Genomic DNA, 12572 nt, shown 5'->3' with positions numbered 1-12572 from the left:
TGTAGCTGGCGATAATGGTCATGGCGAGGACAAAGCCGCCCATGGACCGCCCGCCGATAAAGTAGTCCTCAAGAAAACCCTGTGCGGAATCCGGACGCTCGGCGCGCTTGCGGCCCCACACCGCCACAGCAAAGGACAGCGCCAGATACAGCGCCATGGGCACTATGGTGACGGCATTCCCGGTCATGACGGCGTTCTCCCATCTGCGCCGGGGGCGTCGCCCGGTTCGGCGTCCGCCTCGTCCAGCGGCATATCCTCAAAGCAAAAGCGCACCACCAGCCACAGCGCCAGCACCACCAAGGGGTAGCCGACAATACAGCTATAGAAGAACCATTCCGGCAGTCCCATAATGAAGGAATAGCCCTCGGGGTCGCCATCGCCAAGGCCGTAGGCGCACCCGTACCACCACACGAAATACAGCGCGTACACGCCAAGGGCCAACAGGGCCTCGCGGTTGGCCTGCCTGTAGCGCTTATCCTCTGCCTTGTCCGTCATGCTCACTCTCCCGTTGCGCTGTTATGGCGCGCCGGTCGTACCCGGCGCGCCATGCAAAAGTACCGGCAACGCGCATAAACGTTGCCGGTACCTCAGTGTATTGTCTTCCGCAGCGCCCGATCAGGCGGCCGAAAGGGGGGCGTATCGGCCAGCCCCGGCGCACCGCGGGAAAGCGCCCTAGCCGAAGCGGAATTCCACGCCCATGGTGCCCTGCGGGTATTCCCACTTCTGCAGGATGGTCTTGCCGCACAGGATGCGGCAGGTGCCGCATTCCAGACAGCCGGCAGAGTCGAAGAAGAATGCGCCGCTGTCATCACGCTTGTAGAGGCCAGCGGGGCAGGCCGCTTCGAGCTTGGCGAATTCCGCGGGATCGGGATTCTCAATCAGCTCGATATGCGGGTTGCCTTCATCGACAAAAAACTTGTTCACGCCGAGTTTTACATCAACGTTGACTGTATTCTTCATATCGCTCTCACTCCTTTGATGCCGTCCTTAATCATGTTGAGGAAGCCGACCTTCTTCAGATGCGGCAGAGCCTTCTTGCGAAGCGGTGCGGAAGGACCGTTGATGGTGAAGAGGTCCTTCATGATGCCAGCGACCATCTGGGGGTAGTCGTTGAACATGCGCGGATTGTCGAGGAAGCCCGGCAGGTTCTTGTACTGCTCAAGGTCCTTCATCACAAAGCTTTCGCCAAGCTCGGCGATGTAGGTGCCCAGACCGGCTTCGCTGAAGTCGCCCTTCTCCTTGGCGGCGATGACGGCCTTGGCCGCGGCTTCGCCAGAGGCAACGGCAAGGTCCATGCCGCGCACGGTGTAGCCAACGTTCAGGCACAGGCCAGCGGCGTCGCCAGCGATGAGCACGCCGTCGCCAACCATCTTGGGCAGCATGTCCTGTCCGCCTTCGGGCACGACGTGGGCGGAGTATTCCACCTGCTTGCCGCCCGCGACGAGGGGCTTGACCGTGGGATGGTTCTTGAAGTCCTCCAGCATCTGCGGGACGGACTTGCCTGCGGCCTCGATGTTGTGCAGGCCAAAGACCACACCAAGGGAGATGGTGTCCTCGTTGGTGTAGAGGAAGCCGCCGCCCATGTGGCCGTCGGAGGGCATACCGGCAAACAGCCAAGCAGCGCCTTCGCCGTCGGCGCAGCCGAAGCGGTCGTTAATCTGCTCCTTGGACAGCTCGATGACTTCCTTCACGCCCACAGCGCAGTGGTGCGGTGTCACCTTGTCCACCATACCCAGCTTTTCGCCGAGGATGGAGTTCACGCCGTCGGCCAGAATGACCACGTCGGCTTCCATTTCCTCGCCAGCGGCCACAACGCCGCAGACCTTGCCCTCGCGCACGATGAGGTCGTCCACGCGGATGCCGGGGACGATGCTGGCACCGGCCTCTTCGGCCTTGCCCGCCAGCCACTGGTCAAAGTTGGAACGCAGCACGGAGTAGGAACGCTCGGCCGGGTTCTCGGACTGCGGACAGGCGTAGTCCATGGTGGTGCTGGAGGTCTCGTCCATGAAGGAAACCTTCTCGTGGACGATGGTGCGCTCAATGGGCGCCTCCTCGGCAAAGCCGGGGAAAATCTTTTCGAGGCTGTGGCCGTAGAGCCTGCCACCGGTCATATTCTTTGCGCCGGGGAAGTTGCCGCGCTCAATGACCAGTGTTTCCAAACCGGCCTGAGCCAGCAGGTAGGCGCTGGTACACCCAGCAAGGCCAGCACCTACTATTATAGCGTCAAACTTGTCTTCCGACATAATTCACCTCTTGCACGGCGCGGAGCCGAAGAAATGTTTGTTGGTTACGCCTTGTTCAGCTCCCGCATGGGCGGGAGCCTTCCCTCTTGTTTCTATTCCAAGCGGACGAATCCGCTCTGTTCACGTGCTAAAACGGCAGCATTGCCATGACGTCGCGCCCAAGGAGCGTGTTGTAGGGCACAGCCCAGTACACGATAAGGAACGCCGACACCGCGACACCGGTTCCAATCATGAACCAGCCGTACATTCTGTCGCGGCGGTAATCGCTGGCCTTTTGCTCGGCGCGCGGCATGGTGTGCAGCTTTTGCAGAAAAGCCACCTCTTCCGCGCTGCGCCGCTGCCCCCGCGAGCCAAGGATGCCCAGAATCACACTCACAGCCACGCCGATGAAGAACGGGCCGAACAGATTCTCAAAGGGCAGCCCGGCAAACTCCTTCAGGCACTTGGCGATGAAGTAGCCAAAGAACCCGCCAACCATGGCGAAGAAGGCCCCGCGCTCGGTCAGGGACTTGCTCCACACGCTGGCAAAGGCCACATAGCCCCACGACGCCGCAATGATGGTGCTGGCAAACCATGTGATGATGCGGATGCTCGACAGGTTCAAATACGCCAGCCCAAGGGCAATAAGGCCCACCAGCAGCACAATGATGCGCGTCCACATCAGCTGGCTGCGGTCGTCCTTGAAGGACATGTTGCACACGTCGCTGGTCAGGCTGAAGCTCACCACGGAAAGGAACGTGGAAGCCGAGGACAGCCCGGCGGCCATGATGCCCGTCAGCATCACCACGCCCACCAGCTTGGGCATCACTTCATACGCGGCCCAGATGATGACGCGCTCCGGCTCCGCCATCCCCGGATGCAGGGGGATGACGCTCACCGCAATAAGGTAGAGATAGAGCGAAAAGACGATGGTCAGCACAGCGGCCATGGCTCCGGAACGAAACGTCACGTGCTCGTTCTTGGCCATAAGGTTGCGCCCTGCCTGCCACGGGCTCACGCCCACGGCGACCATCCACACAATGCCCATGGTCACGGCGTAGAACATAATGTCCGTGACCGACCCGCCGCCCGTATTGCCGTGGAAAGCCAGCATGCCTTGGGGCGTGTTCGGGTTCTGCGCCAAGGTGACCAGCAGGTCACCCAGCCCGCCAGCCGCGTCAAAGACGTACGGCCCGGCGATGATGGTGGCACCCAGAAAGAAAATGAACATGATGGTATCCGTCAGGATGACCCCTCGGGACCCGGAGTAAAACGTGAACAGGGTGATGCAGACCCAAGCGATCAAGAGGCATGCGCCCCGATCAAGCCCGGTCATGGTCTGCATAAGGATGCCGGTGCCCTGAATCACGCTCAAAAGATAGGCCGTCAGCGAGACAACCGTGGTCACGCCTGCAAAACGGCGGATGCGCGTGCTGTTGAACCGGTAGCCGAAATACGAGGGCATGGTCCGGACACGGGCGCGGCGAATATAGCGCCCAAACAGCAGCGCGCCGAGAACATACCCACACGCGCACAGCGTGTTGATAAGAATCATGGTGGTAATATTGCCGCCGTAGCAGTAGGCGGTGTCGCCCATGAATCCGTTGGTGCTCAGCATGGACGCAAACAGCGTCCCGGTGATCAAAATGGTCGGGGCATTTCTGCCACAGACGTAATAGTCCTCAACATTCTTGACTTTGAGGCCGGCATAGGTGCCGACAATCATATAGACAACAACGCTCAGCAGAACGCCTATTGTATACACATCCACAGCGTTTCTCCTGATTGTTATACGTTGTCGTGATCAAGCCTGCTTCGTCTCTGCTCCCTGTGGAGCGTCACATTCATGTAGACGCCAACAGCGATCAAACACCCCCCGATAAAGACGGAAAAAAGTATTTCACCCATAGGTACCTCCTGTTTCCCAGCCCCTCATGGCAAGCACCACACACATCGCTTGCCGTGTCCCGGAAACCTTGGAAGACAAACACTATCCCCCACAACGTCCGCAAACAGTCTTGGCGGACGGAAGACCACACAAAAGAGGCATTTGGTTTGTCGAAACGCACAGTCCTGCCGAATGAAGCAAGAGCGTGCCGCGGCCTGCCAAGGAGTGCAGACCGCGGCGCCCTTTCAACAGGATACCGGGACAATGTGGTTCTGCATCGGAGCCAACAAAGCATGGCCTTGCCGGGACGGATGGAGCACCACAGCGTACAGCGGAGGGAACGCGGGGCGACGGATGACGAGGAAGCGGCGTGGAATTCTGGCGGAGGTCACAGGCAAGGGCCAAGGCCAAGCCTGAGCGTCGAGGTCGGGGATAAGCCCTGCGGCGCGCCGTGTAAAACGAAAACAGCACCTTCAAAAACCCAATACGCATCGTCATATATTCAAAGAACACACCCGCGGCCACAAAATGACCTGCGAGATACACCCGTTACAGCAGCGTCCCCGCCACCACACCGCGCTATGCAGCAGCAGTGCATCAGACAAAACATTCACACACCATGCGGCGCATTACCGCACCAACCCGCCATGTGCCCCCTGAAAGCGGGGCCGCACAGCAGTGCGGCCCCGCACGGAGTCCCAGATGTCTACTCGCCTTTGAAAGCTTCGGTCAGCGCGGGCATGACCTTGTAGATGTCGCCGACGATGCCGTAGTCAGCGAACTGGAAGATGGGGGCGTTCTTGTCCTTGTTCACGGCCACGATGGTCTGTGCGCCGTTGGCGCCAACCATGTGCTGAATCTGGCCGGAGATGCCCAGAGCGAGGTACACTTCGGGCTTGGGCATAACGCCGGAGATGCCGATGTAGCGCTCGTGCTCCATCCACTTCTCGCCTTCGGCGATGGGACGGGAGCAGCCCAGCTCGGCCTCGATGGCGGAGCACAGCTGTTCGGCGATGGCGATGTCTTCCTGCTTGGCAATGCCGCGGCCGATACCCACAACGCGCTTGGCGCGGTTCAGGTCGACGCTGCTGCCTTCCTTGGCGCGGCGCTCAACGCACTTCACGGCGCACTTGGGCTCCACAAAGTCCACGGAGACGGCTTCGCCGGTCTTGGAGGCATCGGCCTCGCCGCCAGCGAACACGCCACTGGCAACCACGACGATGGAGACGGCGGAGGTCACCTTCTCTTCGCCAAGGGCCAGACCGCCGTAGACCATGTGCTTGCCGGACACGCCTTCGGCGCCAGCTTCGATGTCGGCGGCCTCGGTCAGCACGCCGGCGTTCAGCTTCACGCCCAGCTTGGAGGCAAGGCCCTTGCAGCGGCGGGTGGCGGGCAGCAGGACCATTGCGGGGGTTTCACCCTCGGCGATGACCTTGGCCATGGTGTCGGCGTAGTCCTCGACGATGCGGGCGGAGTCCTTGTCGCCAAGGTGGTACACGGCGCTTGCGCCCAGGGCGAAAGCCTTGGCCACGTCGTCCTGAGAACCGAGGACGAATGCGGAGACCTTTTCACCAAGTTCGGCGCCGCCGGCGATCACTTCGGCCAGACGGGAAGCCGCATCACTGAATACCCATACGTTGGAAAGTTTGCTCATTTTCTTCCCCGTTTAGTTGATGACTTTGCGGAGGTTGCCGACGAATTCAGCGATCTGATCTTCGCCATCGCCTTCGATGATGATCTTCTTCCGTTCCTTCTGCTTGGGCGCCTGCACGGAGACGGACTCCACAAGCTCGGACTGCTCGCCAAGGCCGAGTTCGTCGGCGGTGAGCACGTTCACGGGCTTCTTGGCGGCCTGAAGGATGGCCTTCATGCCCGGAATGGCGGGAACGTTGATGTCGGCGGTGACGGAAACAACGGCGGGAAGAGCGATTTCCAGCACTTCCACTTCGTCTTCCAGAGCGCGCTCAACGGTGAGCTTGCCTTCCTCGGCGGAGACAATCTTGCTCACGCCGCTGACGGTGGGCACGTCCAGCTGTGCGCCAAGGCGCACGCCAACCTGCTGGGCGTACAGGTCGCCGGAGCCGTCGCCGCAGAGGATGAGGTCGTAGCCGACCTTTTCGGCGGCAGCGGCCATGACGGCGGCAGTCTTGTGCGGCAGAGCGCCCTTGAAGCCTTCGTCGATGACGGCGGTGAGTTCGTCCATGCCGCGGGACAGGATGTCCTTGCGGGCCTTGGTGTTTTCCAGCTCCTTGCCGCCAACGCTCAGGGCGGTGACGGTGGTGCCCTCAATCTCGCCCTTCATGTCCACAGCGGCCTGCACGGCGTTGAGGTCGAACTGGCTGATCTTGGGAGCGGCCTTGCTGGTGTCGAGGCTGCCGTCCTTGTTGACAGCGATGTCCTGCTCTTCAGGAACCAATTTGCATCCAACGATGATCTTCATGCTTTCTCCAATCTGTCTCGTATACTTTTTGTGCCAAGGGGCGACGCACGCCGCCCCCCTGACGGCCCCGGAGCATTGCCCCGGCAGCGGTAAAAAGCTCAGCGCCCTACTTCCACTCGGCCAGAGCGTAGTTCAGGTACGCGATCTCGGGGTTGTCGGCGTCAATCACGCGGAAGTGGATGGAATTGTCATCCCACTTCCACATCTGGGTCTTGATCGTGCAGCCCGGGTACAGGGACTTGGTAATGCGGGTCTTGAAGCGGGTCAGACGCTCCGGCTCGCCGGGGAACAGCGTGTTGATGATGTGGCGGCACGCCACACCGGCGGTGCTGACGGCGTGCAGGTTCGGCTTGGGATGGCCGAACTCCTGCGCGTAGGCCCAGTCGATGTGCTGGGGGTGGAAGTCGCCGGAGAGGCGGTAGATGAGGGCGCGGTTCAGGGCGATCTCTTCGCTCACCTCAAAGTCGGGCTCGCGATCGGGGATTTCGACAATGTCCTTGGGGGCCTTGGGGCCACCCCAGCCGCCGTCGTAGAGGGCGCAGTCCCAGCTCTCGTTGGTGAAGAGCTTGGTACCGTTCTCGTCGTAGGTGTCGCCAATGTGCTGCGCCAGCAGGCCACGGCCTTCGCCGCGGTCATACAGGCCCTTGAGCAGAACGTGGGTGCTCAGGGTGCCGGACAGAGCGGTCATGGGCTGGTGGAACTGCAGGTCAAAGCCCCAGTGCAGGGAGCCGCCCCAGTTGAAGCCGTAGTCGATCGTCTTGGTGACTTCGCTGTCCACAATAGGCATGGCAGCAAACATCGGCAGAACCTTCATGTCCTTCTCGTAGACGTACTGGAGGTCCGTCTTGCCGTCGTAACCGGCGCCGCAACCCAGTGCGAAGAGGCTCAGGTCCTTGAAATCATACTCACGCACAAACGGGCCGTAGGTCTTGCCCTGCATGTCCAACTTTAAAGCCATGTCGACCTTCCTTTTATGACTGTGATTATTACCTGCCGGGTGGTCACTTACTGATCACGATCAGGAATTTGCGTCCACGAATCCGGCGCGCTCAGCTTTCTGCCGCGCTGCGCACTACTGCGCGTTGGCGCTACATACGTTGGCAGCAGTCAAGCTGTTGCCTCCAACGCTTTCCATCTTCAGCACGTTCTTCTGGACCTTGCCGGAGCAGGACCGGGGGAACGACTTCCGAATCTCAATGTAGGAAGGCACCTTAAACTTGGCGATGTGCGCGGAACAGTAGTCAAAAATCTCGTCCACGCTCAACGTTTCGCCTTCCTTGATGATGACGAAGGCCTTGACGGCTTCGTCGCTGATGTCATCGGGCACGCCCACAACGGCGGCGTCCACGATTTTGGGGTGACACACGAGAACGTTTTCAATCTCCGTCCCCGAGATGTTCTCCCCGGACCGCTTAATGAGGTTCATATTGCGGTCCATGAAATAAAAGTAGCCGTCTTCGTCCATGAAGCCGTTGTCGCCGGTGCGCAGCCAGCCGTCCTTGCTCAGCACGCGGGCGGTGGCTTCCGGGGCGTTGTAGTACTCCCGCAGGATGGTCTTGCCGGGAATACCCTTCACACAGATTTCGCCGAGGGTTCCCGGCTCCACCTCGTTGCCGCACTCGTCCACGATTTTGGCCTCGTAGGTCAGGCCCACGCGGCCGATGGACGGCCAACGCCGCGCATCGCCCGGCCTGTCGCCAATGATGCCGACGATGGTTTCCGTCATGCCGTACGAGGTCAAAAAGCGAACCCCGAAGCGCTGCATGAAGGCGTCCTTCTCACTCTCCGCGAGGTCGAGGTAGAAAAGCACCTCGCGCAGACAGTGGTTGCGTTCCCACGCTTGTTCGGGCTGGAGCAGCAGGGTGCGGACCATGAGGGGTATACACTCCGTGATGGTGGCCCGGTGCAGACACACCTGACTCCAGAACCGGTGGGCGCTGTACTTCTCAAGCATGATGAACGCCGCGCCGGTGGTGAACGTCGGCATGGCCGCCGTACACTGAAAATCGATGTGACACGCGGGCATCATGGTCAGGTACCTGTCGTCGCTGCGCAGGCAACACTGCCACGAGGTGTAGCGCCCGGCGAACAGCAGGTTGTAGTGCGTGATGACCACGCCCTTGGGGCGCGAGGTGGTGCCGGAGGTAAACAGAATCTCGGCCACATCATCACTGGACAGGGGGACAATGGTTTGCAGCGTATCCGGCTGCTGCGCCATCTCCCTGCCAAAATTCACCGTGCCGGGAATGTCCTCGCCGTGCTCCATGCGCGCCACGAGGATGGTCTCCAGCGCAGCGTCGCCCTTGCGCTGGATGGTGTCGTAAATTTCAAAGAACTTCTTTTCGATGACGATGGTCTTAATGTCGCACTTCTGCAGGATGTAGGCGCTTTCGCCGTGCAGATAGTGGGCATTGATGGGGACCATAACGCCACCAATCTTGGCCAGTCCGAACCAGCTCACGATGAACTCGGGGCTGTTGTGGAGCTGAATGGCGACCTTGTCGCCCTTTTTGATACCAAGCGAAAGAAACAGGTTGGCGGCCCTGTTGATCTCCCTATTGAGCTCGGCATAGGTGTATTGTCTGGTATTTCCTGAAATGTCTTCAAAAACCAGCGCCGTCTTGTTGCCATGCATGCAGGCCAGTTCATCCCACATGCAGCGCAGGTTTTTGTTGCCGATAATATCCATCGCTCGCACCTCTTCGCTCAGCTCATTCTTCTTCAGGCCACAGCGGAAACCTTGTGCATTCCGGTCCGTCTTCACTCATCTGCCGGAACCGTCTCACAGGAACTGACGTTCCACCGTGTGGTGACAGGAGGGACAGCCGCCAGGGAAACGGCTGTCCCTCCCCCACAACTTTAACCGAGTGTTAGTCGGCCTTGGGAGGATCGCTCAATTTGACAATGCCCTTGTCTGCAAGAGCGCTGATGGCTTCTTCCGTGTATCCGAGGTCGCCGAGGATGGCGGCGGTGTCCTGCCCGTGCTGGGGCATGGCGCGCCAAATCTTGCCGGGGTTCTTCTTGAACTTCGGCATGACGTTGGGGCCCTTGAACTCCTTGCCGTCCTGCGTTTCCCACTGGGTGAAGGATTCGCGGGCGATGTACTGGGGATTGGACTCCAGCTCGGGGACGGTGAGCACCTTGGCAAAGGCGATGCGCATGGAGCCCAGCAGCTCCTGCACGTCCTCAAGGGACATCTCGGCGAAGAGCTCGTCGAGCTTGTCCTCGAACAGACGGCCAGCTTCGCAGTCGCGCTTGATAAGCTGGCAGCCCTCAGGGACGTCCTCGGTGCCGAGCAGATTGGACAGGCCCAGCTTTTCGAGCATGCCCTTGATCTGCTTGACGCCCACCACTTCGGTGACGAAGTAGCAGTCTTTGCACTTGTAGGTACCGCAACCGGCCCAGATGGGGTCCTTACCCTTGGTCTGACGCGGGCAGACCTGACCACCGTTGAAGTAGTCGATCATGTAGTACTGGCCCACGCAGAGCATGGCTTCGTACATGGCGACGTCGATGCTTTCGCCCTCACCGGTCTGCTTGGCCTTGTACAGGGCGGCCAGAACGGAACTGGTGACAGTGAAGCCCGCAATATAGTCCGCGGTGTACGGGAAGGCGGGCATGGGCTGGTCCACATCGCCATTCTGGATGAGGTAGCCGCTGAAGGCCTGCGCAATGGTGTTGTAGGCGGCGGAGTTGGTGTACTCGTCCACGCCGTACTGGCCGAAGCCGGACAGATGCGCGATGACCAGAGCGGGATTGTGCTCCCACAGCAGTTCGTCGGTGATGCCGCGGCGGGCAAAGGCGGGGCCTTTGCTGGACTCGATGAGGATGTCCGTGGTCTCCATGAGCTTCAGGAACGCTTCTTTGCCCTCGTCGGAGAACAGGTTCAGCGACAGCGCATGGAGGTTGCGGCGGGAGTATTCGGGATAGTTCGGCTGCACACGGATGGTATCCGCGTAGGCCGTGTTCTCAATCCAGATGACTTCTGCGCCCCACTCGGCGAGCATCTGGGCAGAGAACGGACCGGCGATCTCGATGGCCGAGAACACGACGCGTACGCCGCTCAGCGGGCCGAACTTGGGAGTCTGCACTTTATTCGACATTCTACTGTGTCCTTGGAAGTGTTGTACGATTTCCGGGCCAGTCGCCTAGCGGTACTGCTTGAGCACAGAACGACCAAGGGTCAGGATCTGCATCTCGTCAGAGCCGCCGGAAACGCGGTCAACACGCAGGTCGCGCCAGAAGCGGCCCACGCGGTGGCCGGTGATGCCGATGCCGCAGAGAATCTGCATGGCGTCGTCCACAACTTCAAAGGCGGCGTTGGCGCAGTAGAACTTGCACATGGCGGCGTCGCCGGAGGACATGATGCCGTTGTCGCACTTCCATGCGGCTTCGTAGATCATGTTCTTCATGCTGTTCAGCTTGATGGCCATGTGGGCGAACTTTTCCTGAATCAGCTGGGTGCGGCCGATGGCTTCGCCGAACTGCACGCGCTGGTTGGCGTACTTGGCTGCGTCCTCAAAGGCGCAGTAGGCCACGCCGTAGTTGGTGCAGGCCACGAGGAAACGCTCGCCGTCGAACTCTTCCTTCACGCGGTTGAAGCCGTTGCCGTCAGTGCCGAAGAGGTCCTTCTCTTCCAGCTCAACGTTGTCGAAGATGACTTCGCAGCAGCTGTCCATGCGCAGGCCCAGCTTGTCGAGGGGGTTCAGCTTGATGCCCGGCAGGCTCATGTCCACGAACCACTCGGAGAAGACAGGCTTCTCGGACTCGGAGTCGCGAGCCATCACCACGAGGTAGGGGCAATGGGCGCTGCTGGTGATGAAGCACTTGTGGCCGTTCAGGTACACCTTGCCGTTCTTGCGGGTGTAGGTGGTCTTCAGGCTGCCCACGTCGGAGCCGGCGCTGGGCTCGGTGATGGCGGAGTTCCACATCTGCTTGCCGGTGCCGCGGAAGGCAAAGATCTTGTCGATCTGCTCCTGCGTGCCGTAGCGCAGAATGGTGCCGAAGCCGGGCAGCTGGTACAGAACGTAGGTGGGTGCGCCGTGGCGGCCCAGCTCTTCCCAGATGGCGGCCAGAGTGACCATGCCAGCTTCCATTCCACCGTGCTCTTCGGGCAGCAGCATGGTGTCGATGCCGAGGTCGGCCAGTTCCTTAACCCAGCGCTCGGGGTACACGTGCTTTTCGTCGCACTCTGCGAAGTAGGCTTCCCAGTTTTCGCGCTCCATCAGCTCGCGTACGCCAGCTACAAACAGTTCCTGTTCATCAGAAAGCTTAAAATCCATGTGGATTCTCCTTGAGTTGTCTTTTTTATCGACCTGGTATCACTGCAGAACTTACCAGTTCTGCTTCTTTGCATCCTTAATGAAGGACGTAATGATCATGAGGTTGACGAAGAAGAGCGGGCAACCGCCGGCGATGATGGCCGTCTGCAGAGGCTTCAGGCCGCCAAGAGCCAGCAGGGTCACGCCGATGATGCCCACGAGGATGGACCAGCCAACACGGACCCAAACCGGAGGCTCGCTGTAGCCGTCGGCCTCGGTGCAGGTGGACATGGCCAGCGTGTAGGAGCAGGCGTTAATCAGCGTCACGGTCGCCACAAAGCACAGGATGAAGAAGGCGCCGATGGTCACGGTGCTCAGCGGCAGCGCAGCCCACGTTTCGATGACGGCGCGCGGCGCGCCGTGCTCGGCTACCAACTTGGTGAGGTCCAGTGCGCCCTTGTGGATAAGGTCCATGGTGTTGCCGCTCAGAACGGTCCACATGAACCAGGTGGTGACGGTCAGGCCGGAAACCATGCCGACGCAGACCTGACGGACGGTGCGTCCGCGGGAGATACGGGCGAGGAAGATGCAGGTCTGGATGCCGTAGATGACCCACCAGGCCCAGTAGAACACGGTCCAACCCTGCGGGAAGCCGCCGCCACCGATGGTGTCGGTGTAGAACAGCATGCGGCCGAACTTGTCGAGCAGCACGCCCACGGAGTCGGTGAAGTAGTTGGCGATGAAGGTAGTACCGCTCAGGG

The 12572-nt window shown here is 60.4% G+C and carries 11 protein-coding genes and 1 pseudogene; all 12 read right to left on the bottom strand.

Annotated features, from left to right (window positions below):
* Positions 1-187 (bottom strand): annotated as a pseudogene (gene panF, locus ACY69P_RS07995) (sodium/pantothenate symporter); the annotation flags it as partial.
* On the bottom strand, positions 184-495 hold the full coding sequence (locus ACY69P_RS07990; RefSeq protein ID WP_462327101.1) for a YhdT family protein: 312 nt from the start codon (positions 493-495) through the stop codon (positions 184-186). The gene ACY69P_RS07990 and the pseudogene panF, both read right to left, overlap by 4 nt.
* Before the next feature lie 177 nt (positions 496-672).
* Positions 673-960 carry a ferredoxin family protein gene (locus tag ACY69P_RS07985; protein ID WP_404844454.1) on the bottom strand — a complete coding sequence of 96 codons (288 nt, stop codon included), beginning with the start codon at positions 958-960 and terminating at the stop codon, positions 673-675.
* On the bottom strand, positions 957-2243 hold the full coding sequence (gene fixC, locus ACY69P_RS07980) for an FAD-dependent oxidoreductase FixC (protein ID WP_459899116.1): 1287 nt from the start codon (positions 2241-2243) through the stop codon (positions 957-959). The genes ACY69P_RS07985 and fixC overlap by 4 nt, the downstream gene beginning before the upstream one ends.
* Before the next feature lie 127 nt (positions 2244-2370).
* Positions 2371-3993 (bottom strand): sodium:solute symporter family protein, encoded by a 1623-nt coding sequence (locus ACY69P_RS07975; RefSeq protein WP_462327100.1) that lies wholly within the window; start codon positions 3991-3993, stop codon positions 2371-2373.
* Between the two features lie 823 nt (positions 3994-4816).
* The gene (locus ACY69P_RS07970) at positions 4817-5764 is read right to left on the bottom strand and encodes an FAD-binding protein (RefSeq protein WP_462327099.1); all 948 of its coding nucleotides are present in this window, start codon (positions 5762-5764) and stop codon (positions 4817-4819) included.
* Positions 5765-5776: 12 nt separating this feature from the next.
* On the bottom strand, positions 5777-6550 hold the full coding sequence (fixA, locus tag ACY69P_RS07965) for a putative electron transfer flavoprotein FixA (RefSeq protein WP_404844450.1): 774 nt from the start codon (positions 6548-6550) through the stop codon (positions 5777-5779).
* A gap of 106 nt (positions 6551-6656) precedes the next feature.
* Positions 6657-7508, bottom strand: a complete 852-nt coding sequence (locus ACY69P_RS07960; protein ID WP_462327098.1) for a MaoC/PaaZ C-terminal domain-containing protein — start codon at positions 7506-7508, stop codon at positions 6657-6659.
* A 114-nt stretch (positions 7509-7622) separates the two neighbouring features.
* Positions 7623-9239, bottom strand: a complete 1617-nt coding sequence (caiC, locus tag ACY69P_RS07955) for a crotonobetaine/carnitine-CoA ligase (RefSeq protein WP_459899109.1) — start codon at positions 9237-9239, stop codon at positions 7623-7625.
* Between the two features lie 181 nt (positions 9240-9420).
* Complete coding sequence (caiB, locus tag ACY69P_RS07950) at positions 9421-10653, bottom strand: L-carnitine CoA-transferase (protein WP_462327097.1); 1233 nt, start codon at positions 10651-10653, stop codon at positions 9421-9423.
* A 45-nt stretch (positions 10654-10698) separates the two neighbouring features.
* Entirely contained in the window at positions 10699-11832 is a 1134-nt protein-coding gene (gene caiA, locus ACY69P_RS07945) for a crotonobetainyl-CoA dehydrogenase (RefSeq protein ID WP_462327096.1), read from the bottom strand.
* 51 nt (positions 11833-11883) lie between these two features.
* On the bottom strand, positions 11884-12572 hold a 689-nt coding region (locus ACY69P_RS07940), incomplete at its 5' end, for a BCCT family transporter (protein WP_462327095.1).

This window comes from Desulfobaculum sp. (genome assembly GCF_054921475.1).
The sequence above is the reverse complement of the archived record's forward strand: the minus strand, read 5'-3'. Positions and strand labels throughout refer to the sequence as shown.

Excerpts from the sequence above, each read along its gene's own strand:
- fixC (WP_459899116.1), bottom strand. The coding sequence starts at position 2,243 with ATGTCGGAAGACAAGTTTGACGCTATAATAGTAGGTGCTGGCCTTGCT.
- caiC (WP_459899109.1), bottom strand. The coding sequence starts at position 9,239 with ATGGATATTATCGGCAACAAAAACCTGCGCTGCATGTGGGATGAACTG.
- ACY69P_RS07970 (WP_462327099.1), bottom strand. The coding sequence starts at position 5,764 with ATGAGCAAACTTTCCAACGTATGGGTATTCAGTGATGCGGCTTCCCGT.
- caiA (WP_462327096.1), bottom strand. The coding sequence starts at position 11,832 with ATGGATTTTAAGCTTTCTGATGAACAGGAACTGTTTGTAGCTGGCGTA.
- ACY69P_RS07985 (WP_404844454.1), bottom strand. The coding sequence starts at position 960 with ATGAAGAATACAGTCAACGTTGATGTAAAACTCGGCGTGAACAAGTTT.
- fixA (WP_404844450.1), bottom strand. The coding sequence starts at position 6,550 with ATGAAGATCATCGTTGGATGCAAATTGGTTCCTGAAGAGCAGGACATC.
- caiB (WP_462327097.1), bottom strand. The coding sequence starts at position 10,653 with ATGTCGAATAAAGTGCAGACTCCCAAGTTCGGCCCGCTGAGCGGCGTA.
- ACY69P_RS07990 (WP_462327101.1), bottom strand. The coding sequence starts at position 495 with ATGACGGACAAGGCAGAGGATAAGCGCTACAGGCAGGCCAACCGCGAG.
- ACY69P_RS07960 (WP_462327098.1), bottom strand. The coding sequence starts at position 7,508 with ATGGCTTTAAAGTTGGACATGCAGGGCAAGACCTACGGCCCGTTTGTG.